At 34.1% G+C, this 24,662-nt stretch carries 15 protein-coding genes, 2 tRNA genes and 1 other annotated feature; of the genes, 11 read left to right on the top strand and 6 right to left on the bottom strand.

The window, feature by feature from the left end:
• Positions 1–129 precede the first annotated feature (129 nt).
• From PBV87_RS04740 to PBV87_RS04730, 3 genes are all read left to right on the top strand, one after another.
• Positions 130–200 (top strand) — tRNA-Gly (locus tag PBV87_RS04740).
• An 8-nt stretch (positions 201–208) separates the two neighbouring features.
• Positions 209–281 (top strand) — tRNA-Ala (locus PBV87_RS04735).
• A gap of 281 nt (positions 282–562) precedes the next feature.
• Positions 563–1,384 (top strand): endonuclease/exonuclease/phosphatase family protein, encoded by an 822-nt coding sequence (locus PBV87_RS04730; protein WP_053984350.1) that lies wholly within the window; start codon positions 563–565, stop codon positions 1,382–1,384.
• A 67-nt stretch (positions 1,385–1,451) separates the two neighbouring features.
• Here PBV87_RS04730 and PBV87_RS04725 read toward each other — a convergent pair whose 3' ends face one another.
• Positions 1,452–2,513 (bottom strand): M42 family metallopeptidase, encoded by a 1,062-nt coding sequence (locus PBV87_RS04725; protein WP_271011311.1) that lies wholly within the window; start codon positions 2,511–2,513, stop codon positions 1,452–1,454.
• Between the two features lie 210 nt (positions 2,514–2,723).
• Here PBV87_RS04725 and PBV87_RS04720 point away from each other — a divergent pair, with 210 nt between their 5' ends.
• Positions 2,724–3,071: a zinc ribbon domain-containing protein YjdM gene (locus tag PBV87_RS04720; protein ID WP_053984348.1), complete on the top strand. Its 348-nt coding sequence runs from the start codon at positions 2,724–2,726 to the stop codon at positions 3,069–3,071.
• Between the two features lie 83 nt (positions 3,072–3,154).
• Here the strand turns inward: PBV87_RS04720 and PBV87_RS04715 are convergent, their stop codons facing one another.
• The 3 genes from PBV87_RS04715 to PBV87_RS04705 all read right to left on the bottom strand — a co-directional run bounded on the left by PBV87_RS04715 (position 3,155) and on the right by PBV87_RS04705 (position 10,051).
• Entirely contained in the window at positions 3,155–4,375 is a 1,221-nt protein-coding gene (locus PBV87_RS04715) for an S-layer homology domain-containing protein (protein ID WP_271011310.1), read from the bottom strand.
• 22 nt (positions 4,376–4,397) lie between these two features.
• Positions 4,398–9,320: a M60 family metallopeptidase gene (locus PBV87_RS04710; protein WP_271011309.1), complete on the bottom strand. Its 4,923-nt coding sequence runs from the start codon at positions 9,318–9,320 to the stop codon at positions 4,398–4,400.
• Positions 9,321–9,451: 131 nt separating this feature from the next.
• The gene (locus tag PBV87_RS04705; RefSeq protein WP_271011308.1) at positions 9,452–10,051 is read right to left on the bottom strand and encodes a TVP38/TMEM64 family protein; all 600 of its coding nucleotides are present in this window, start codon (positions 10,049–10,051) and stop codon (positions 9,452–9,454) included.
• A gap of 207 nt (positions 10,052–10,258) precedes the next feature.
• On the opposite strand from PBV87_RS04705, the gene PBV87_RS22825 reads away from it, so the two are divergent.
• The 6 genes from PBV87_RS22825 to PBV87_RS04675 all read left to right on the top strand — a co-directional run bounded on the left by PBV87_RS22825 (position 10,259) and on the right by PBV87_RS04675 (position 20,343).
• Positions 10,259–12,418, top strand: a complete 2,160-nt coding sequence (locus tag PBV87_RS22825) for a copper amine oxidase N-terminal domain-containing protein (RefSeq protein WP_271011307.1) — start codon at positions 10,259–10,261, stop codon at positions 12,416–12,418.
• Between the two features lie 79 nt (positions 12,419–12,497).
• Entirely contained in the window at positions 12,498–12,902 is a 405-nt protein-coding gene (locus PBV87_RS04695) for a hypothetical protein (RefSeq protein WP_053984343.1), read from the top strand.
• A gap of 176 nt (positions 12,903–13,078) precedes the next feature.
• Positions 13,079–14,854, top strand: a complete 1,776-nt coding sequence (locus PBV87_RS04690; protein ID WP_271011306.1) for a diguanylate cyclase domain-containing protein — start codon at positions 13,079–13,081, stop codon at positions 14,852–14,854.
• An 18-nt stretch (positions 14,855–14,872) separates the two neighbouring features.
• Positions 14,873–16,174 carry an ABC transporter substrate-binding protein gene (locus PBV87_RS04685; RefSeq protein ID WP_053984341.1) on the top strand — a complete coding sequence of 434 codons (1,302 nt, stop codon included), beginning with the start codon at positions 14,873–14,875 and terminating at the stop codon, positions 16,172–16,174.
• A 142-nt stretch (positions 16,175–16,316) separates the two neighbouring features.
• Positions 16,317–18,407 (top strand): DEAD/DEAH box helicase, encoded by a 2,091-nt coding sequence (locus PBV87_RS04680; protein WP_271011305.1) that lies wholly within the window; start codon positions 16,317–16,319, stop codon positions 18,405–18,407.
• Positions 18,408–18,528: 121 nt separating this feature from the next.
• A complete protein-coding gene (locus tag PBV87_RS04675; protein WP_271011304.1) occupies positions 18,529–20,343 on the top strand; it encodes a bifunctional metallophosphatase/5'-nucleotidase in 1,815 nt (604 codons plus the stop codon).
• A 53-nt stretch (positions 20,344–20,396) separates the two neighbouring features.
• Here the strand turns inward: PBV87_RS04675 and PBV87_RS04670 are convergent, their stop codons facing one another.
• Both PBV87_RS04670 and PBV87_RS04665 read right to left on the bottom strand, forming a co-directional pair.
• Positions 20,397–20,855 carry a hypothetical protein gene (locus tag PBV87_RS04670; protein ID WP_053984338.1) on the bottom strand — a complete coding sequence of 153 codons (459 nt, stop codon included), beginning with the start codon at positions 20,853–20,855 and terminating at the stop codon, positions 20,397–20,399.
• A 39-nt stretch (positions 20,856–20,894) separates the two neighbouring features.
• Complete coding sequence (locus tag PBV87_RS04665) at positions 20,895–22,163, bottom strand: ArsB/NhaD family transporter (RefSeq protein ID WP_271011303.1); 1,269 nt, start codon at positions 22,161–22,163, stop codon at positions 20,895–20,897.
• 380 nt (positions 22,164–22,543) lie between these two features.
• Positions 22,544–22,761: a binding site (T-box leader), on the top strand.
• Between the two features lie 67 nt (positions 22,762–22,828).
• Here PBV87_RS04665 and PBV87_RS04660 point away from each other — a divergent pair.
• Positions 22,829–24,526 (top strand): carbon starvation CstA family protein, encoded by a 1,698-nt coding sequence (locus PBV87_RS04660; protein WP_271011302.1) that lies wholly within the window; start codon positions 22,829–22,831, stop codon positions 24,524–24,526.
• Positions 24,527–24,662 lie beyond the last annotated feature (136 nt).

The following is a 24,662-nucleotide window of genomic DNA, read 5'->3' as shown; positions in this document are numbered from 1 at the left end:
CTAGTGGCATTTTTTATGGTAATCATTTCAATTAAAAGTTAATGTATCTTATTAAAAAAATAAAATATAAAATTCAGAATTTAAATATTGAAAAAGTAAAAATTTGGAGTATAATAAAAATATAAATAAGCGGCTGTGGTTCAATGGTAGAACACCAGCTTCCCAAGCTGGGAACGCGGGTTCGATTCCCGTCAGCCGCTTTAACTTTGGGGGTGTAGCTCATTTGGGAGAGCGCTTGAATGGCATTCAAGAGGTAGGGAGTTCGATTCTCCTCATCTCCATATCAAAGCCTAGATTTCTAATTCAGAAATCTAGGCTTTTTGTGCAATAGTAAAAGAAAGGTGGCAAGAGCCACTTGTTTATTTGATAGATAGAAGCTTAGGAATAGGACAAAATTACTATGAAGAAAAAATGAAGAAGTTCTTGATTAGATGACATTATAGTTATACAATGTAAGAAATAAACTAAGAGATTAAGAAAAATTAATAATCATATAGGAGATTATTTAGAAATAAGCAATATAATAATAAGCAGAGAAGAATTGAATGAACTGGAGGTCACCATGCAGAAATCAATATCACTTAAAGTAATGAGTTTTAATATGAAGCGTAATTATTTTGCGTTTGGGGACAATCGTTGGGCTTATAGAACACAACTTATTGCTGCAATTATTAAAAATAATAAGCCAGATATTATAGGAACACAAGAATTAACGGCAGACAGCTTAAAGGATATGCTAGACCTTCTACCTGAGTATAGTTACGTAGGTGTAGGCAGAAATGGGGAAGATAAAGGAGAGTATACAGCTGTATTTTATCTTAAAGACAAATTCAAAGTGGAAGAGGAGCATACATTTTGGTTATCTTCAACACCAGAAAAACCAAGTAGAGCTTGGCTAGCAATGTTTCCTAGAATTTGTACAACATGTACTCTCTCTTTAAAAAATAATGAAGAACAAAAAATTAATATATTTAATACTCATTTAGATCATTTAAGTTATTTAGCACGTATTAATGGCCTTAAATTAATTACAGATAAAATGAAAGAACACTATGAAAAGTATGAGGCACCAGTACTGTTAATGGGTGACTTTAATGCAACACCATCTAGTAAGACATTTAAGAAATGGTGGCAAGAGCTTAAACTACAAAGAGAGCTGTCTCTTCAAAATGCTTATACTGAAAAATATAGTTGTAAAGAAGAAAAAATAGGGCGTAGCTATCATGGATTTAAAGGGAAAACAGTAGGTAAACCTATAGATTATATTTTTACAACCCATGATATTGAAATTCAAGATATAGAAATATGTAGAGATAAAGTAAATGAAAAGTATCCATCAGATCATTATCCAGTTGTAGCAAAATTGGCATGGTCATATCAGTAATAGACATCTTGATAAAATGATAAAAAACCAGGTATTACATCTAAAAAGAAGTAATACCTGGTTTTACTTATTCTTCTATTAAGTTATTAAGAAGATAGCTTTCTATAAGTTTACTAGTGGCAAGTATAGATTCCATATGAGTACGTTCATAATGATGACTTGCATCAACACCTGGCCCAATACATGCAAATTTAAAGTCACAGCCAAATCCCATAGCCTGTGAAGCATCTGAGCTATAACGGTTATAGACATCTACGGCATAAGGGATTTTGTCTTGTTCACAGCAGTTTACAAGTTTCTGTCTAAGAGCGTAGTCATACACTGTTCTTGCATCTTTTGCAGCAATACTTACTTTATATTCACTAGAAGTTTGTGTGTGGCCGACAATACCAATATCTAGTGCTACAAATTCGTGGACATTAGAAAATGAAGAGTTACTGTTAAAGATGTTAGAGATACCATGTCCCATTTCTTCAAAGTTACTGATATAGAAGAAAGTTGTATAATTAGGCTGAATACCCTCTTTAACCCATCTAGTACAAAGTTCAAGAACAATAGCAACACAGGCTTTATCATCGATGTAACGAGATTTGATGAAACCATTCTCTGTAATTTCAAGTCTAGGATCCATGTAGATAAAGTCACCTACTTGGATACCAAGTTGATGAACATCAGATACAGATGAAACTTTTTCATCTAAACGAATAGCAACACTAAATTCATTACGTGGTTCACTAGCACCATCTTGACCATAAAGATGTGTAGAAGATTTTAGAGGCATAATAGAACCTCTTACTGTTTTACCAGTTGAAGTGATAATCGTACAGTTTTCACCTTCTAATGCATGATACAGACCGCCACCAATTTTATGGAAACGGATATGCCCATTAGGAAGGATTTCTTTTACCATTCCACCTAAAGTATCCATATGAGCAGAAATGGCAACTTGTTTACTTGTATCTTTACCTGGAAGAACTGCAATCAGCCCGCCTTTTTTAGTAAGATGAGTAGAAAGGCCAAGTGCTTCAAAATCTTGTTTACAGTTTAAGATAGCTTTTTCAGTATAGCCACCAGGACTAGGCATGCTGAGGTAGTGGGTTAAAAAATGTTTAAATTGTGATTCAATCATGAGGGACTCCTTATAATAGTATGTAATATATTCTGATATTACCTTATACTATAAACTATAATTTAAAATAGGTAAAATAAATATATAATATGGAGACTATAAGGTTTAGTTATGAAAAAGGGTAAAAAAACTAAAACTAAGTTTGTCAACAAGTAAAGAATATGATACTATATAAACTTGTAAAAACACTGACGAATGGAGAACTAGAATATGTCTACTTTACCAAATTGCCCAAAATGTAATTCAGAATATACTTATGAAGATGGAAGCCTTTTAATTTGTCCAGAATGTGCACATGAATGGACTGCAGCAGGTGCAGCAGCAGAAGCAGAAGCATTACTTATTAAAGATGCTAATGGAAATGTATTAAATGATGGTGATACAGTAACAGTTATCCGTGACCTTAAAGTAAAAGGAAGCTCATCTGTTATCAAAATTGGTACAAAAGTAAAAGGTATTCGTTTAATTCATGAAGCAACAGACGGACATGACATTGATTGTAAAATCGATGGTTTCGGTGCGATGAAACTTAAATCAGAAGTGGTTAAAAAAATATAAATAGTTTATAAGTATAAATAAAAAGGATGTTGCAATTAAAAATTGCAACATCCTTTTTATTTATACTATATAGTAATCTAAGGTTAGTTGTTAATAAGTAAAAGGATACGATCAAGTATAGTTGCGACTTGTGCACGTGTTGCTAATGTTTTTGGTGCAAAGCTATGATCTGAAAGACCATTAACAAGTCCTGATTCGTACATGACCTTAACGGCATCAAGGGCGTAAGGACTAATGATTTCACTATCTTTAAATGGTATATAACTTCGTACAAATGGAAGTTCAATATCAAGGCTTTCTAATGTACGATAGAGTATTGTAGCCATTTGTTCATTAGTGATAGATGTGTCACCACCAAAAGTATCTTGTGTAAGACCTGTAATAATACCACGTTCATAAAGTGCTAAAATACCATCTGTATACCAAACGTTAGATTTAACATCTTGGAATGGATGAGTTGGTGTGGTAGCCTTTAGCTCAAAAGCTTTTGCAATTAATGTTGCAAACTCAGAACGTGTTGTAGTGCCATTAGGTTTAAAGCTACCATCTATGTAGCCTGTAATAAGACCTTTTTGGGCCATGCGTTTAATAGAATCACTAGCCCAATGCTCATCTACATCATTAAAATGAATGGTTTCAATAAGTGGTGTTTCTGGTTGGATTTCTACATCAGGTGTAGAAGGTTTAGTTGGTTTACTATTGGTGGAGTTACTATTACTAGAGCCACTATTGCCAGAGCCACTATTGCCAGAGCCACTATTGCCAGAGCCACTATTACCAGAGCCATCATTGCCGGAGCCACCATTGCCGGAACCACCATTGCCAGAACCATCATTACCAGAACCATCATTACCAGAGTTATTATCTTCTACTTGAGTAAGCTTTGCATCAAAAGTAGGAAGGGTAGTTTCTTCTAAAAATTCATTCAGATATTTGATAGAGACATTTTTTTGTACAGCCCAATTAGAATCTGTATCTAGATCTAATTCTATAAGTGTAAAATCACTTGGAAGTGCTTGCTCGGCAATAGCATAGAGCGTAACTGATACAGAATCTGTACTAGGTGTAAGTTGGATATAGGTATGGCCACTTTCTAAGAAGGATGCCCATAATGCTTTTGTATAACCTTGAACATTTTCAAGGTTATACGCTAATTGAAAGGACTTAGTACCAGAAGGCACATTGGTAAGTTCTATTTGCAATTTTGAAGCTTTTTCATTAACTTTAAACTCTACACCAAAAGGTGAAAGAGCAAAAGTAGGCATGCTTAGAGATAGTGACATGAGGAATATTATTTTTTTCATATCATGCTCCCATTAATAAAATTTATTGTAAGGTAATAAGTGACTCAGCGGTTGGAATAATCCAAGGTGTATCACTTACTATATAGGCATTATCTGTAGTTGAAGCATCCGATGTACGATAAAGGACTGCCTTGATAGCTGTTAATAGTTCAAGTGTTTCCTCGTGTTCTTCGGATTCGGAATGAGTTAAAGCATCAAGTAAGGTCTGATCGCTAGGAACAAAAATCCAGATACCTTGATCAATTGTAGATACTTGGTTATCTTCAGGGATTTCTGTAAAGAGATAAATATCCCCAGCAATTGGTGCTTCCACAAGTTCAGCTTCTTTACCATGGGCTTCAACTAAGTATTTACCGTGAATTTCCATACTATTAAATACAGGATTACCACGATAGTTTCCAACTACTACTAATGAACCTTTAGGTAGTATACCATTTTCAAGATCAGGGTCTCCAATGTAGAAATCATGCTTAAGTTTACCGATACCATCTTCAATAAAGTAGATAGCATCTCCTGGATAAGTGATAATATCTATTTGACTTGGAGTAAGTATGGTTATGATATCCCCTATAATTTGAATATAGCGTGCATCATAGCTCCAAATACGTTGATCATCAGAGTTGGTGCCTGGTTTATTAAAGTACTGATAGTTATCGCCAGAGTCTAAAGTTGAAGCTTTAGCAGTTGTCCAATTTTCGCCGTCTGTACTTACAAGTAAGGTATAGGCACCTGAGGTGGTTGTAACAACATCAGATACTTTGAGTCCTGTTACGGTCTGAACTTTTTGCATGTCAATAGTTAGTGCACTACCAGTAGTGACATCGCTAAAGTCAAAGTTCCAGCCTGTTTTATCTAAAGTACCATCATAATTAATATAAACAGAGTTACAAGATACTTCAGATGAAGCATTAAGTAACTTATCATAAGCAATTACGCTGTAGTCAAGGCTTACATTGTTAAGAGAACTGATTTCATCAATATATGTAGATTCTGTTGTAAAGGCTATAAGTTTACCATTACGATAGATTTCATAACCTAAAATATGCTCAGCATCTGACGGGTTAGCAAGTTCAATATTAATTTCTACAGCTGGATCTAAATGAGCTTCTAGGTCGAGCTTAGTCGCAGAAGCAGTCAGATTAAAATTATTAATACCAGGGCCATCAGCAAGCTTATAACGTCTTGCTTCATCATTTAGGTAATAGATTGCACGTGTTTCTTTTTCATAACCTTGGGCACTCATATAGGCTTTGGTATCAGAAGAGATTTTAATGTCCCATTTTTCAAAGAATGGTGTTAAGTCTTTACCTACAACATCGCTCGCAAGGCGAATCAAAAGATTCATTTTCTCATCAATATCCCCATTAGTAGAAGGTGTTTCAAAGTTATCACGGTATAATCTGTGAAGCTGAGGATAGAAGGCATTAGTGCCTACAAACTCATCATAGTCATAGGCTAGATGAAGTTGCCAGAATAATCCTAATGAAACGAAGACGTCAGTTGCCATACCTGGATTTTCAGAGACGATTTTTTTATAAATATCCTCATACTTATTACTTGTTTCTAAGCGTGAAGGGCCATCATTAATCGTTTGAGCAAATAATGAGAAAATATTGTTAGTTGTTTCACCATAGGTACGACGTGGCATATCTAAGACATGTCCGATTTCGTGATTAATACCCCAGCCAAAGTAGCCAGAAAGTGCGTCTGGTGGACAAGTTACTAAGTTACCACTAGAGCCATGACCAATACCAATATGTGCACCACCTGCATACATGAAGGCTTTTGTCATACGCATTGTACGAATATTAATACGAGAAGATGGGAAACGATTTTTAGATTCAGTTGCATCTTCGCTTAAACCAGCAATTTGATAGTGTAGATTCATAGTCTGATCCCATGTAATAAGTGCATTATAGAGCACATCTACTTGTGCATCTAAATCATTACCAGCTGTGTTTTGGATAGCTTTTAATACCTCAGCACTTGGAAGAGAAAGAAGTACTTTATCTGTACCAATTTCAGTTGAGTTAAGAGGATTTATTGTAAGCGTTCCTTTGAGTAGTGCTTGGTGTGCTTGTAATGCAAGAAGATAATCTTTAATATCAGATTTAATAGTAGCAGCTGCACTTAAATCACTTATGTTTTGTACATCCAGTGTAGGAATTTTAGTTACACCTTCAAGATGAACTTCTATATCTTTTTGATCTCCACTATATTGTAGATAGAGTGAACCACCAACAGGTGTGTTGATGTTAGTGAGTTTTGGAATTTCAATAACATTACGACCTGGTGTGAGTTCTACTGCAGTTTGCCATTTAGAAGCCTCGCCATAATATTGAGTGAAGATGAGTTTTGGAAGTGAACCTTCTTTTGGTGCATTGACATAGGCAACAATGTGATCTGGATACTTGCGATTGAGTTTATCTTGATCATATACAACAGCTGCCCCTATAGGCTGCAAATCATTTAAGGTATAAGCAAATTGGCGATCACGGTCACTTGATGCATTTCTTGTGTTTTCTACTGTTACAATAGGACCAAGTGCATTCGCTTCTTTATAATAAAGAGCTTTAGCCATTTTGACTTCTTCAAGTAGAATATCTTGGTCAATGAAGTATTCACCATTTAATCCTTGAACTTTTGCTTCAATAGCTTCGATTTCTTCTAAAGTAACACTTGATTTAAGTGCTTTGTAAGCGTCATCTGTAAAGAGGGCACGTAGCTCTTCTTCAACGCCGTAATATTCATAGAAGTCAACTTCAGATATAGTAGGTAATGATCCAGCAGGAGAACCATCCCATTGTCGTATACGTACTTCAATTTTTTGAACTTTTGATTTAGGGAAAGGAAGTACGGCATATCCTTTTGAAACAATTTCATGATCTTTTCCAGGAATAACTGTCCAACCTGGAACAAGAACTTTTGGTTCGCTCTCTAAATCTTCCCAAACCTTAATAGAGTAGTAATGAAGAACACGTTTAAAATCACCATCTTGTCTTGGGGCAAGTACTACATAGTTCATATCATAAGGTTGATCGAAGGTTACCCTTACACCAGCATTATGCCCCCAACCTTTAGCAGTCCAATGGGTTGTAAAATCACCATCGATGATATTATTAATATCAAATCCATTTGGATAGTGAGGTAAGTTAATATTGTTTGGATCTACTAATTCAATATTCGTAATCGCACTTGTAGGAAGCTGATTATAAGTTGGAATAAGTGGTGCATCTGTATTTGGTTTGCTTGGTATTCCCACAAGTTCAGCTGAAGGCGAGCTTTCACCACGTGCATTGACTGCTGTGACATAGATATAGTAAGTCATATCATTATCTAATCCAACTAAGTCATAACGTGCACTTGTAATATCTTTAATTTGTGTATAGCTAGAATCTGTAGCTTTACGATAGTAGAGATTATAGCTTTTGGCACCTTCACTTGCACCCCAATTAACAGTAAGCATGCCATCACCTTCAATAAGTGATAACCCCCCTGGAGCAGCTGGTGCGGAACCAGGTTTTGGCATAGCAGATACTTCGTTAGAGATTGGACCTTCCCAAGCACCATTTGTAGCACGTACAACAAAGTAATAATCCATATCATTTTCTAAACCATCTATAGTCATAGAACTTTTAGAAGTTGTTAATGTCTTTGTATAGTTGCCTGTTTGAGTACCGTATTCGATGGTGTAACCAGAAGCATTTGGTACACGGTCCCAGCTTAGTGTGACTTCTTCATCGCCAGCTTTAGCAGTGAGGTTCTTAATATAGCCTTTTTCTTGGTCAATGGCATCATCTACAATATCTTTTAAGAACTTAATCTCTGTTACAGCAGCAGTATCTTTACCACTTACAGTACCAGTTACTTGAATCGTAATTTTCTTTACAGCAACTTGTTTGCCAAGAGGAATAACAATCTCTTTTTGAGTATTAAAGAAAGAAGCACTTCTTGTGGCTACAGGTTCGTTTGTATAGTCATAGTCATATGTAAGTGGAGAACCATTTTCTTGCTCTATAATAAGTGTACCTTTAGTAATACCATCCTCAGAAGCAGGTGTTGTAAATGCAATTTGTTGCATTTCAACAGGTTCATTAAAGACGATAGGGATTTGAACAGGGCTTTCCTCTGTTATAGTTCCGGCAGTATTTGTGAGACTAATCCCCTCAGGTATCGTACTATCTAGTAAGTTGTTAAGGGACCCTGTAATAGTAACATGCTCACTATTAGCATCTTTAAGATCTTGATTAGATGTTGTTAAATCAATAGTAGTACCAAGGATAAGAGAGGTATCTAACAGCTTTTCACCTTCAGTAGCTTTTATATTTTGGTAGATATAAGTCATGTCTGTAATGTCAATAAGTCCATCACGGTTTAAATCATATTGTATATTGCTAGTTGATTGATTAAGTGTTTCTTCAAGAAGTTTTAAATCTTCGTTAGAAACGGCATCATCTTGGTTTAAATCTCCAGCGGTAAAGGTAGCGTTGGCAGAATTGACATAAAGATGTTTTGAGTATTGGCTAAGAGACATATTACTAGATGTATAGGTCTTATAACCATCACCAGCTACTTGCACTCTGTAATCCCCTACAGGAAGTTGGTGGAAGTTAAGAGCGTAGGATTGAACTGTGCTATCCGATTTCAGTTGTGGCGAGACTGTTACTGAGTAGGATTTACCATTTAAGTTAAATGATTGTTCAATGATGTCCTTTCCTAAGGCTAAAGTAAAGACTTCACTTTCATCTTGTAGAAGTGTCACTTGCATTTTAGTGTGAGTAGCATCTACAAAGTGAAGAGGATAGTCAAAACCTACTGTAACTTCTAAGTCACCATAGGCTTCTTGTGCATAAGCACTAGTGGGCAAGGCGAGAGTGAGTGGAGCAGGCAATGTACTAGTTGTAACAACTGCACTCATTAAAAGCCAAGCAATTTTTTTTTGCATAAAATTCCTCCTTGTATATAATTTGTATATGAATACAAAATTTATATCGGTCAAAAACAAAAATGGATAATAGTACAAAAAAGAAAACTACTATTATTAAAATAGTAGTTTCTTTTATAGTTTTTAATTTATTAGAGCATGTGCATAAGAGATTGAAGGAGAGCAGTAAGACCTAGGCTATAGACAAGAAGGGAAGCAGGCTTTCCGAGAATAATAATAGCAATAAAGCGTCTATAACTCATTTGAGTTAAGCCAGCAAGCATACAAAGAAAGTCATCTGGGGCAACAGGAAGAAAGATAGCAAGTGCAAACCATTTATCAAAATGGCGCCCTTTATCTAGCCAACCTATATATTTATTATAAGTATTTTGTGACACTAAGTTTTGTATAAATGGCGTTCCATAGTATCTTGCAAGTCCAAATACGATAATAGAACCCATTACAATGCCTAAATAATTATAAAGAAAACCATAGAGTGGACCAAATAGGATAACCCCTGCAACACAGCTTATACCACCAGGAATAATAGGAATTACAACTTGAATGATTTGAATAATGACAAATATAATAGGCCCCCATATTCCAATATGCTTTATAAATGCAGAAAGATGTTCAGGAGAGGTAAAAATGCCTGTCTTAAATCCATAGACTAAAAAGACCATGGTTAAAAGTAGTCCGATCATAGAGGAACTATTAATAAATTTTTTAGTTAGCGTTGTATTTGTACACATATGTCTTTCACCTTTACGATAATAGATTTACTATCACTATCATATATATGAAATCTTAATATTGTGTAGAAAAAAATATTAAATTATCTTAAGGATTATTAAAATTTATCCAGCAAACTCCTATTGAGGTACATGTATAGGAAGCGTATAATCATTCTCACGGACGTAAATAGTAGCATGACAACAAACTAGAAAGTGGGTGGTAATGTGAAAAGACGCCAGCGGATTATAGCAAGTATCATTATAATATATACACTAGGGATTATGCCTAATCTATTATGGGCAAAATCCATTAATCATATTACAAAGGTAGTAACAGTTGGACAGGGAGAAGTACTTGGTATAGAAGAAAATGAGGTCAATGCACCAACGCTTAATATAGAACTTAATGATGGTTTGTCAAAAGGAGATCGATTCTATATTAATTTGCAAGATGCAATATGGACAAAGGATGAGATGACTTTACTTAAAGTTGATGAGACAGAAGAACAGCCTGACGTTTTGGTTATAGGTAAACAAATTTCACCTATAGAGCTTGAAGTACAGGTTGTAGAAGGGAATTTAGAAAAAGGAAAAGTATTAGAGATTCCTTTATATGTGAAAGTAGCAGGAAAAGAAGCAAAACTTCATATTGATAGCAATAATACAACAGTAACAGAAGAAATGTTAACTTTTGCCAACATTGCTTCAGGCAAAGCAAAAGTTATACCTATAGAGAAAATACAAAAAGTAACTGAAAAGGGTATGATGCCTAAGATTAATATAGAAGAAAATTATGTAGGGCAGATACGTAGTAGCTTAGAACAAGGGAAACAAAATACTATTTTACTTCGTTTAGAGCATACAGATTTTATGTTTGAATTAATGGATAGTAGCAAATTAGTAGGAAGTAAAGGCTTTGAAGGCATTAACGTAGGCAAAGAGAATTTGAAATTACTTTCAGACGGACAGCTACAAATTACTTTACCAGATACAATTAAAGAAGTGCCTAAAAGTAGTAAAGGAGCATTTACCTTAGAAGGTGTTTTAGTAAAGGCAAAAGATCATCAACCTAGAATACAAGAGGTTACTGTGAAAGTAACAGGCGATTTAGTAGAAGAAACAAGCTTTAAAGTATTAGAGCTTGGTGAGTATAAAGTAACTTTAAAAGTGGAAAATGAAGCCTATATTTTATCGGGTCAACTTAAACAAGTAAATTTTACTTTATTACAAGATATGCAAGATTCTCTTTTAAAAGAAAGAGCAATGTTTATAACAGTATCTAGTGGTGTTGAAGTATTGCAAAAAGATGGAAAAGTAGACGTAATGGTTGAAGGCATGTCACTTCAATACGATGCCCTTATAGAAAATGGGAAATGTATAGGGTTCAAAATAAATGCTTTAAATGAAGAAAGCTTAAGAAATAAGCAAAATCTTAATTTTAAATTTAACGTAAAAATACCTACAGAATTTAGTGGGAATGTGACAGTACATTTAGAAGGAAGTGCTTTACCAAATGAGATAGATGAGAAATTATTTAGTGTAGCACAACCTGTAAATGTAAAGGTGGAAGCTGTTGAAGTAAAAAGTGGTGTCAAAGACCAAATGGGTGGGAGTCTTACTATCAAAGAGAATAAACAAGGTGCTCTCAAACAAAATGCTTCTTTATTCATAGGAATAGACACTTCTATGATACACCTTTCAAAGGCACCTCTTGTAGCCGTGATCGAAGGAGATATAGTAGTGGGTGAACCTAAAATAATAGATGGAGGTGTAGAACTTCCTATTATTGCGGAGTCTAGTATCCCTTCTACTATTGTCATTAAGCATTTTGGACTTACATTAGATGGTACTGTACCACAGGGAAGATTTGAGGTGGCTGTTGGAGGTCCTGCTCTTTCGAGTTTATCAGAACAAACTATTAGTAAAAATAATCATTTTGAATCGATTGCACCTATTATAAATGAAGACTTTGTATTAGTAGATATTGGTCCTAAAAATCGCAAAGTGATTACATTTAAGCTAGGAGAAGAAGCTTATGCGGTAAATGGACGCTATTATCACTTAGAAGTGCCAGCTTATATAGAGAATGGGCGTGTAATGGTACCCATTAAATATGTAGCTGAAGCACTTGGTATAGGACAAGGAAATGTTAAATACGATGCCAAGACACAAGTCTTAACTGTGTATGCAAATAAAGTGATCGAGCTTGAAATTAATTCAGATACGATGTATGTAGATGGTGAAAAAGTAGTTATGCAGACATCAGCCAAGTTAAAGCAAGGCTATACAATGGTTCCTATTGGAGAAGTAGCACGTGCGCTTGACTTAAAGGTTGAGTGGAATAGTAAGCTAGAAACAGCGACTTTTGTTGGATACTATGAATAAATATTACAATATGGCTTTTAATACAGCCTAAAAGCTTGTATAATCTAAAAAAGAAAGCGATAGCATTTTAGGAGGACTTATGAGTTATAACGAACAATTAGAAGAGCAATATGAATGTTTTGAAGGTGATTTACGTAAATTAGATGAACTCGTTGGACAATTAGAACTTTGGAGTGATGAGCGTACTATTAATCATAAAAGAGAAGATGTTAAACTTGTAGAATATGTAGAGCTTCATAACAACTTAGAAGAATTAAAAGATAATCTACAAGCCTTTTTAGCGGAACGCCGTCAAGAAGAAGGGGAAACCGAACGCTTAAGTAGCTATGAAAAGGCAATTGATGAAAAATTACAAGCATTTAAAGAAACAGAAGATCATATTCATAGCTGGATCAGAGATATTAAAGATGTTAGAATTTTTATAATGCGTTCAGAAGTACTACAAGAGAATCAAAGCTTTATTGATGAAATATTAAACGTATAGGTGAAAAGCATGGCAATAAGCCATGCTTTTTTTTATAAAATAGTTTTAGAAGGCTATTTATAATGGTGTGAATTTAAAAGTGTAGACCAGAAATTATAAAGTAATAGAAGGTTAATGCAATAGATGGTATAATAAAGTATAAAAATGTAGAAAAATGACATAAAATGGGAGGGGAAATGGGGAGATACATAATATTTGCCATACTTTTTATGGCAGCTTTTGTTGCAAATATTAATCCAATGCACTATATATTTGATATAGGTTTTACATTTGGGAATTTATTTCTTTTTATAATTGGGGGTATATATGCCTATAAGCATGTTATAGGTGCGACAATTCTTGTTTATATATTGAGTTTTGTAGTAAGAGGTTTTAATCCTATTCAGGTCATAGGTTTATTGGAAGTGCTAGTAGTTTGCTACTATTATAGAAAAAAAAGAAGAAAGAATTTATTTATTAATGTACTTACTTATTGGTGCTTATTTGGGCTTTGGGGAAATATGGCATGTTATTTACTGGTCGGAATGAAGAATAATGAGATGATTTTTAGTTTAATCAATCTTTTGATCAATAGTTTATTCAATGCATTTATAGCACAGATCATATGCTATTATTGGAAAGTTTTTAGGCAGCGACAAGAAGCAAGTATGCCTACAGTATCTTTTAGTCAAATTGCCTTTCACATTATCATGGGAACTATTTTGGCACCATTTTTTATTACAATTATTACCAATGGTGCCCAGATGCAAAAGGTATATCAAGAGAACAATTATAAGCAAGCTCAAACAGTAGCAAAAGAAGTTAATAAAAAGATTATGAGTTGGTCGAAGCTAGAGTTACAAAAGTTTAAGTTACAAGGTAAGGTTCAAGTAGCCCATATCCAACAAATTGTAGATCAATATATAGGAGAAGAACCTATTTATCTAATGATTTCTACAGATACTAATAAAGTGATTATGAATTCTATACCTAGTATAGAAGAAGGAATTGCATCAGATATTGAAATTATGCCTATTAAAGAAGATTTTTCATATGTTGAAATTTCTAAGATTAGGCCTGTTAAAATATTTAGTAAAGAATTAAAAGGTTATTATATATTTGAGTTACCTATTATAAAAAGCCAGCTTAATATACATATTATTACTCCTATAGATCGCTATAGGATAATGGTTATGGAAGAATATTTAACACATTTTCAAATTATGAGTGTCTTTATTTTATTCGTTCTTATAGCATTTTGGGCACTTAATCGTGTTTTATTAAACTCTATTAATGAATTAGTAACATTAACTGATCATTTGCCGAGTCGTTTGACAACACAAGAACAAATCATTTGGCCAATGAGTAGAATAAGCGAAATCAATTTGTTAGTAGAGAACTTTAAAAGTATGTACACTGAATTAGATAAGATGTTTGAAATGCTTCAAGAATCGAAAGAGGAGCTAAAAGAATTAGCTTATTACGATGTTTTAACAGGACTTGCAAATCGTCTTTATTTTAAAGAGTATTTGAATAACCTTGTTAATAGTAAGGCAGCAGGTAAAGTTGGTGTTATATTCATTGATCTTAATAAATTTAAACAAGTAAATGACGAATTGGGGCATGATGTAGGCGATCAGTTATTAATGCAAGTTGCAGCACGTCTTAGAAGATTAGAGTCGTATGAAACTAAGGCTTTTAGGTTGGGTGGTGATGAATTTGTACTCATTCATCAAACAATACAAAAAGAGTCTATTGTAGCATTGGGAAAAAGCGCTAATCAAATTTTTGAAGAAAGTTTTAAATTGAATCAAGAAATGCGAGAGATAACTGCGAGTATAGGAATAGGTATTTATCCTGATCATGGTAATAGTATAGATCAAATTGTTAAAAGAGCCGATGAAGCCATGTATCATTCCAAAAATAGAAGAGATAAAAGTGTGTATTTATATAATGTAAAAAAGAATAAATAAGCCGTTGAAGGAGAAGGTATGAAGAGAGCAGTAGGGGTAGTTGTGGTATTAGTATGTATGTTAGTGGGATGTACAGAGAAAGAGCCGATAGATATTTCAAACATTGGTAGGGTAGAAGTTGAACAACAAGGGGAAAAGTTAACCATATGGTCACATTATGGTGGATGGGAAGAAGTAATAGAAGATTTCAATAGACAATATCCTAATATGGAAGTAGAGGTAAAAGTGTTACCTTATGAGGAATATGTAAGTAATTATATAGATGCGCTTGTGACAGGAGAGGTGCCAGATCTTATGATTATTGATAGTACAGATTGGGCTAATTTTAATACTCTATCTTCTTTTGAAAATTTAAGTATAGAACCTTATAATGCATCAGCTTATAAAAAAGACTTTGATCCTGAATTATGGCAGTTAGGTAAAGCATTTGGTGGTGAGGAACTAATAGGGTTATCTTTTGCTACAGCACCTGTTGTAACGTATTATCGTGCAGATGTGATGGAGGCTTATGGATTCCCCTCAGAGCCTGAGGCGTTGGGGATATATATGGCGGACCCAGAGAAATGGTTAGAGATGTGTCGTGTATTTGCCAAAGACAACAAATATCTTTCTCAATGGGCAGGAAATGCAGTGTGGATAGCTGGATTGGCAGGACCATGTTTTGATGAAAACTTAAATTTTGTACGTATAACGTCTGAATTTGAACAAGCTCTAGGCATATCTCAAGAAGTTCACAAAGAGAGGTTAGCACTTTATGCTGATATTTGGATGGAAAGAGGAAGACAGGCACTTAGAGATGGGGATTTAATTATGCTCTACCTAGGTACATGGGGAGCAAATGAATTACAGACATTAGTACCCGAACAAGAAGGCTTGTGGAGAGTAACCCGTTTGCCATTTAATATATATGGATGGAATAACAGTACATTGATGTCTATTCCTAAAGAAGGGAAAAACAAAGAAGGTGCTTGGAATTTTATAAGATTTTATAATTTTGAGCAAGATTCAGCGGCTTTAGGAAATATACCGGGCTATTTGCCTTCTAGAGAAACTCAAGAAAGCTTGAATCATGAAAATACCTTTTTAGGAGGACAAAAAGACCAACAGCTTTATTATGAAGTACTTAGCAAAACACAAGAGTATAGGATAACACCGTTAGATAAAAAAGGATTTGAAATATGGGAGAACATTTTAAATCTCTCACTAGATGAAGAATATACAGTAGATGAAACAACTAAAATGATGCAGAATGCCATAGAAGAACGATTAGGAAAAGAAATTGAGCTTTTAAGAAAAGAATTAGATATGATCACGGAATAAGCGTAGTAATAGGTCTTATGGGTAGAAACTTTAATGCGAATGTGATACAATGCCATCAGAAAATAAAATAAAATGCGTAAATCCTCAGATATACCTAGTAGTTATTTGAGGATTTTATGTTTGTCTAGAAAGAGGTGAAAAAATGGATTTAAATAGAATTCCAGCATTATTGCAGCTTCATACAGATAGTATGAAATATAAGAGTGGACAGGCACTTTATAAAAATCAATGTGTCTATGGTGAATATGTAAATACGACTGAATATGGTGCTACCTTTTATGCAAATGTAAAGGATGAATATCACCGTCAAAATTATACATGCATGGCGAATATTGATTCAAGAAGAGGGACTGTGGAAGCGAGTTGTGATTGTCAAAGTGCAATTCATTTAGCAGGAAATATTAAAATATGTCCTCATGTAGTAGCAACAGTTTTAAAAGGAATTGAAAGCTTAAGAACAAAACAGGATGTAGTAGAAGATAAAGAAGGGGTAGTCTATAGCCCTGTAGTACATGTAAATTTATCCCCTGCTAGAAATGGTACACTTAAGATGAATTTTAGTATAGAAGGGATAGAAGAGAGTGAACAAAGAAAAATTTATACAGCATTTAAAGAAGGAAAAAAACTTTATCGTCTAGAAGACGGAAGCTGTTTAGATTTAGGTGATGAAAGATTAAAAGAGACCTTTGAATTTATTGAATTATTAGGGCTCTACAATGATTTTGGTACATTAATTCTTCCTCAAACTAAGATGCTTTATTTAGAAGAGTATTTAGAAGAGCATATGAGCTTTATGGAAGGAAGAGAGTATGTTAGCCAAGTACTAGCAAAAGTGAAGAAAAAACAGAAGAAGGTAGAGGTACCGGATACTTTGTGCCCTATTCTACGAGACTATCAAGTCAAAGGATATGAGTTTTTTAGCACATTAGCATGGTATGGATTTGGAGGGATATTGGCTGACGAAATGGGACTTGGAAAAACACTACAAGTTATTACTTTTATATTGAGTCAAAAAGATAAAAAAAGCCTTATTATTACGCCAACAGCGCTTATCTATAACTGGAGGAAAGAATTTGAGAAGTTCGCCCCAGAGCTAAAGATTGCTATTGTACATGGACACAAAGAACGTGGACAACTTATTAACAATTATAAAGATTATGATGTATTACTAACTACGTACACAACTTATAAAAATGATGTGGCATTTTATAGTGGAAAGAACTTTGACTTTTGCGTTATTGACGAGGCTCAGACGATTAAAAATCCGGATGCTGTTTTGACACGCACAATTAAAACTGTTAAAGCAACTCATAAATTTGCTTTAACAGGTACACCGATTGAAAATAACTTGCTAGAACTTTGGTCTATATTTGATTTTGTTATGCCAGAGTATCTTTATTCAAAGGCTAAATTCCAAAAAGTATTTATGGGAGGGCATAATCAAATAGGTGCACTGAAAGAAATGATTAAGCCATTTCTTTTAAGAAGAACTAAAAAGGAAGTAGCAAATGAGTTACCAGATAAAATAGAGCAGAAGTTTTATGTGCCACTAGATGGAATGCATCAGAAAGCTTACAACGCCTTTAATAAGATGGCGAAGGAGCAAGTGTTTGGTAGAGCAGACCAGGGACTTATAGCCTTTACGTATTTAACCAAATTAAGGCAACTTGCATTGATGCCAGAATGGTTAGTAAAAAATTATCAAGGGAAAAATTCTAAGTTAGAAGTACTTATCAATTTGATTAATGAGAATAAGGATAAGAAAATTTTAGTCTTCTCACAATTTACAAAAGTGCTTGGGCATATTGGAAAACGATTTGAACAAGAAGAGATTAGTTATAGTTATTTAGATGGGAAAACAGAAGCTAAGAAAAGAATAGAACTGGTAGAAGCGTTTAATGAGACGGATGAAAAGCAAGTATTCTTAATCTCATTAAAAGCAGGTGGGACAGGGCTTAATTTAACCAGTGCTAGTATGGTCATTCACTTTGATCCATGGTGGAATCCAGCTGTACAAGACCAAGCTACAGATAGAGCACATCGTATTGGACAAAAACAAGTTGTGAATGTGGTGAGTCTTATTGCAAGAGGAACTGTAGAAGAACGCGTTGTTGAGCTACAAGAAAGTAAAAAAGAACTTATTGAATCCGTAATGGAACAAGATTTAAATGGTGAAGGGTTAGTGAAAAAATTAAACCCTGAAGAATTGTTACGATTATTTGATACATTTTAGAGTGATTAACATAAGTCGAACATTTATTGCTTGATTTAAGTAAAGGTTCGTGATATAAATAGTTTATAGAGATTTAACATAAATTTAATAAATATTATTTAAATCACGAGGAGGAAGTAAGATGAAGAGGATAGGGTTAAAATTAGCGATAATAGGTACAGCATTATGTTCTACTATACCAGTATTTGCAACACAAACAACAGTGAAAATTCTACACACTAATGATACACACTCAAATGTAAAAGATGATGGTAAATCAATTATTGGTTTTGCAAAACTTGCAACATTTGTAGAAACAGAAAAAACAAATGGCAATGTTTTAATGCTTGATGCAGGGGATATGTTCCAAGGCTTACCTTTTGCAAATATTGAAAAAGGACATAGTATTGTTGAGATTGTTAACCAAGTAGGTTATGATGCAATGACAATTGGAAATCATGAGTTTGACTTTGGGGCAGATAACTTAATGAGTATCATGAATAAATTAAATTACCCAGTTATTGCAGCCAATGTACTTAAAGGTGAAGAGCAAGCTGTACAACCATACATTGTTAAAGAATTTGATGATGTTAAAGTAGGGGTATTTGGTATGGCTACACCAGAAACAGCATTTAAAACACACCCTGATAATGTAGTAGGTTATACATTTGCAGATATTATTGAAACAGCAGATGCAACAGTTAAAACATTAAAAGAAACAGAAAAAGTAGATGTTGTTGTTATGTTAAGTCACTTAGGTCTTGAAGAAGGGGATTATACATCAGACTTAGTAGCTAAAGGTGTAGAAGGGATTGATGTAATTGTTGATGGACATAGTCATACAACACTTCCAGAAGGTCGTATGGAAGGTGAAACATTAATCGTAAGTACAGGTACAGCACTTAAAGATATTGGACAAGTAGAACTTGTTATTGAAGATGGTAAAGTAGTTTCTAAAACAGCAACTTTATTAGGATATGAAGCATTCAACGAAGTAGCACCAAAACAAGAAATTATTGATGCAATTGCAAAAGTTGAAGAGGCTCAAAAACCTATGTTAGAAAAAGTAGTAGGAACAACAGAAGTTAAATTAGTTGGTGACCGTGAAGTTGTAAGAACAGGTGAATCTAATCTTGGTCAATTAGCGACAGATGCTATGATTGAACTTACAGGTGCAGATGTGGCTATTACAAATGGTGGTGGTATTCGTGCTTCTATTGAAGCAGGAGACATTACAATGAATAATATGGTTACAGTATTCCCATTCGGTAACACAATCATGGTAAAAGAAATCAAAGGTAGCGATCTTCTTGCAGCTCTTGAATATGGAGTAGATAGTTTCCCAGAGACAAAAGGAGCTTTTCCACATACAGCAGGAATTACATTTACATTAAATGCTTATAAAGAAGCAGGGAGTAGAGTAAGTGATGTCAAAGTATCTGGTGAAGCACTTGACCTTAACAAAATGTATTCAGTAGCAACAAATGACTTTATGGCAGCTGGTGGAGATGGTTACACAATGTTTGAAAGCTATCCAATCAAAGCTGAGTATAATACATTAATGGATACTCTTTTAGCTTATGTAGAAAAATTAGGTACAGTAGAAGGTACATTTGTTCCTCGTATGACAGTTGTAACAGAAGCTCCAGCAGAAGAAGTTATTCCATCTACAGAAATTACACAACCAACAGTAGAAAGTAAAGTAGTAGCACTTAGAGCTTACTTACAAGATAAAGGTTTTAAAGTAACATTTGATGATGTAGAAAAAGTGGTAACAGCTGAAAAAGCAGATACAGTATTAACATTCAAATCAAATAGCAAAGCTTATACAGCAAAAGATGCTGATTCAAATGAATCAGGTGAACTTAGTGCAGCTTTAGTTGTTAAAGAGAATGTAACTTATATTAATGCAACAGAGGTAGAAGCTATCTTAGCTAAATTAACTCCAGCTGCATAATATAGAAAATAAAAAATAGGTCCTAGCTTTATAAATAAGCTAGGACCTATTTTTTATACAATGATGTGTTCACTACGTGATTTAGCGTTGCGAATGGTTCTTTGAATCGTCTCAAGGTCTTCTAGAAGTTGATCTAAGCACTCTTTATCAACATTATAATTTAGAAAGAAGGTTTCCATTTCTTTAGTGGTTGTTTGAATCATTTGAGTCACTTCGACAAACTTAGAAAAGTTATGGCTATGATGAGCATTTTCAAATTTTATTAGATCACGTTTAATAAATTCTACAACTTGTCCTTCATTAGAAAAAATTCCTTCAGGAATGGGATAGGGTTTAATACGTTGAAGAAAATACTTATTTTTAGCATTGATATTATAGGTATAAGAGACTTCACAATCTGATATATCAAAAGTTACAAAGTATAAAGTACCTTGAACTTGTTGAACGTCATTTGCACCGAGACAACGTAGCCTAGCCTCTATGGTATCGCCTTTCACTGTATTTGCATTCATAGAATGAGCACTCTCCTTGTGTGTAGATTTAGTTACTGTTTAGCGGAAAATTAAAAGTAAATAAATAGTTGCAATGCCTATAGAAAGTAACATTAAAGGAAAACCTGTTTTGAAATATTTACCAAAAGTTATTTTGTAACCATTTTTTTCACCAATATTAGCAAGTACTACGTTAGCTGAAGCACCAATGAGTGTACCATTTCCTCCTAGACAAGCACCTAAAGAAATAGCCCACCATAATGGTGTGATATCAATACCTTGAGCACCCATTGTTAGGACAAGTGGAATAAGGGTTGCCACAAAAGGAATGTTATCAAGGAATGAAGAAACAATAGCAGAAAGCCAAAGAAGTACAATCATAGTCATAGTAGTACGACCAGCGGTAAGTTCAATTAATGTATTCGCAAGAGCATGGATGATACCAACTTGTTCTAAACCACCTACAAGAACAAAAAGGCTGACAAAAAAGGCAATTGTGGCCCATTCAATACTACCAATAATTTCTTCCACATCTTGTTTACCTATGAGTAAAAGGACAACCGCACCAGTAAGTGCAACTGTACTAGACTCCATATGAAAACTTTGGTGTGTGATAAAACCAATGAGTATAAATGCCATAACTACTAAGCTCTTGATTAATAAAGTTTTATCTTTAATGGTCTTTTTCTCATCTAAAGAAAGAATCTCAGTCTTATGTTTATCATCTACAATAAGATGTTTGCGGTATAAAAAGTATAAGATAGTAAGTGTAACAATTAAAATCACAACTGCAATAGGGGCAGTATGTGTTAAAAAGTCATTAAAACCTAAACCAGCAGCACTACCAATCATAATGTTAGGAGGATCACCAATAAGTGTTGCAGTGCCACCAATATTAGAAGCTAGAATTTCTGTTATAAGAAAAGGAATAGGGTTGAGTTCTAGAATCTGTGTGATAACTAAAGTCATAGGTCCAATAAGAAGAACTGTTGTGACATTATCAAGTGTTGCAGATAAAAAGGCCGTAATAAGAGCAAAGCTTAAGAGGATTTTCCAAGCATCTCCCTTGGCTTTTTTTGCTGTAAAAATGGCAATATACTCAAATAATCCTGAGTTTTTTACCACTGAAACAACAAGCATCATTCCTATTAATACACCAATTGTATTAAAGTCAATATATCCAATAATTTTATCATGTGGAATGATCTTAAAGAGAACCATAATGATTGCCCCACCCATAGCAGCTACAGTACGGTCAATTTTTTCTGTCATAATAAAGAACATGACCACAAGAAAGATAAGGATTGCAAAAATTTGGGTCGAATTCATGATGTAGCATCCTTTCAAGTTGATAAATTTCAGTCAATTTAATTGCATGATATTCATAATATGCCTCATATTAGGTGAAAAACATTCATATTAGTGAAAAGCAAAAAGAGGAAGTTATGTTATCTATATAAGTTGGATAAATAAAGAAAAAATAATTAGATATGAGAAATTAAGATTAAAATTATAAGTGTATAAAAATAAATAAATAATGATTGAGTAAGTTATGTTAATTTAGTGATTAAGTTAGTTAAAATATAATGTTTATAAGTATGAATGAATAAAGAGAAATATTAATAAATATACAATGAAAATTATAAAAATTAAAATATTTTATTGACAGTAGTGAAACGGGATGGTACTATTATTAAAAATACAGAATAAATAGGGCTGTGATCAGGATATAGTGTGTAGTTTGCTACCTTTAGAGAGTCGTCGGTAGGTGAAAGACGATGGAGTAACTAGAGACTCTCACCTGTGAGCTGTGAACTGAATGATTAAGTAGGGGAACCGGGTGCCTTCCGTTAACAAGGATTTAAGGGCCATACTATTAAAGTATGTGAATGAGAGTGGTACCGCGGAGTTAAGCTTCGTCTCTTTTCTATATGAGAAAAGAGATGGGGCTTTTTTATTTATTCTGTTTTAATCTGATAAAGGGAGTGAGTAAAATGAATGGATTAACGATGATGATTATTGCAATTGTTGTACTTGGGGGGGCATATCTTTTATACGGAAGGTATCTTGCAAAATCATGGGGGATAGATCCTAAGGCCAAAACACCAGCATATGAAATGAATGATGGAGTGGATTATGTACCAGCAGATACAGGTGTTGTATTTGGACATCAATTTGCATCTATAGCAGGAGCTGGACCCATTAATGGTCCGATACAAGCGGCTATTTTTGGTTGGGTACCTGTATTGTTGTGGATTTTAATAGGGGGTGTATTCTTTGGAGCTGTGCAAGATTTTGCAGCCATGTATGCTTCAGTCAAAAATAAAGGACGTACCATAGGATATATTATCGAGTTATACATAGGTAAGACAGGAAAGAGACTTTTCTTATTATTTACATGGTTGTTTTCTATTTTGGTAATTGCAGCATTTGCAGATGTTGTGGCTAAAACCTTTAATGGATTTAGTACTGAAGGGACTACAATAGAAGCAAATGGAGCTGTTGCTATGACAAGTATTCTTTTTATTATGGCAGCAGTAGCATTGGGGATGTTTTTGAAGTATGGCAAGCAAAGTACAACGGTTAATACAATCGTTGCCCTTGTATTACTTGTAGGATGTATTGTAGTAGGATTAACTGTACCAGTATATTGTACAACAGGATTTTGGCATATTTTAGTTTTTATCTATATTGCTATTGCTTCTATTGTTCCTGTATGGGCACTTTTGCAACCACGAGATTATCTTAATAGTTTCCTACTTGTAGCTATGATAGGGGCTGCAGTAATAGGAGTTATTTTATTTAATCCAGAAATTCATCTTAATGCATTTAATGGTTGGGTTATTGATGGTAATAGTATGTTTCCTTATTTATTTGTAACCATTGCTTGTGGGGCAGTATCAGGGTTTCATGCTCTTGTATCTTCAGGAACAGCGTCAAAACAAATTAAAAATGAGAAAGATATGTTACCTGTATCTTTTGGAGCAATGCTTATGGAATCAATGTTAGCTATTATTGCACTGATTGCAGTTGGATTCTTAGCAACTGATGGTGCAGTGCCAACAGATATGACACAACCACAAATTTTTGCAGGAGCAGTTGCTACATTTTTAAGTAAACTTATGATACCAGAGCATATATCAAGAACGATTATTACACTTGCGGTTTCAGCTTTTGCACTTACTTCATTAGATAGTGTGGCACGTGTAGGACGTTTAGCATTCCAAGAGTTCTTCCTTGATTCAACGGTAGATGATGAAAAAATGAATCCTTTTCTTAAGGTTGTAACAAATAAATATTTTGCAACAGCCGCTACACTTATTGTGGCATATGCATTAGCAAAGGTAGGGTATGCATCTATTTGGCCACTTTTTGGTTCAGCGAATCAGTTACTTTCTTCATTAGCTCTCATTGCTTGTGCAGTATTTCTCAAAAAGACTAACCGCAAAGGATTTATGCTTTGGGGGCCAATGGTGGCTATGTTGGGCGTAACGTTAACAGCGCTTACATTAACAATCTACGGAAAAGGAATGGCATTAATTGATGGAGTATCTCAAACTATAGGAGGAGATATACTTCAGCTTGCTTTTGCAATTGCACTTTTTATATTAGGCATTATTGTTGCTATTCAAGGATTTAATAAGCTTTTTGAAAAAGAAGTTTCTACAGATCATACAACGTTAGTGGAATAAATACTAAAGATTAAGCGCCAATTATTTGATTGACGCTTAATCTTAGTTTAATTTTGAGGTTAATATAAAATTTATTTGTAAGATATTTGTATAAGAATAGATAACTTTGCCTAACCTAATCTATAGCTGAATAAAA

The sequence above is a fragment of the Holtiella tumoricola genome, assembly GCF_027857615.1.
In the GTDB taxonomy this organism is placed as follows: domain Bacteria; phylum Bacillota; class Clostridia; order Lachnospirales; family Cellulosilyticaceae; genus Holtiella; species Holtiella tumoricola.
Note: the sequence above shows the minus strand (reverse complement) of the source record. Positions and strands in the feature narration are given on the sequence as shown.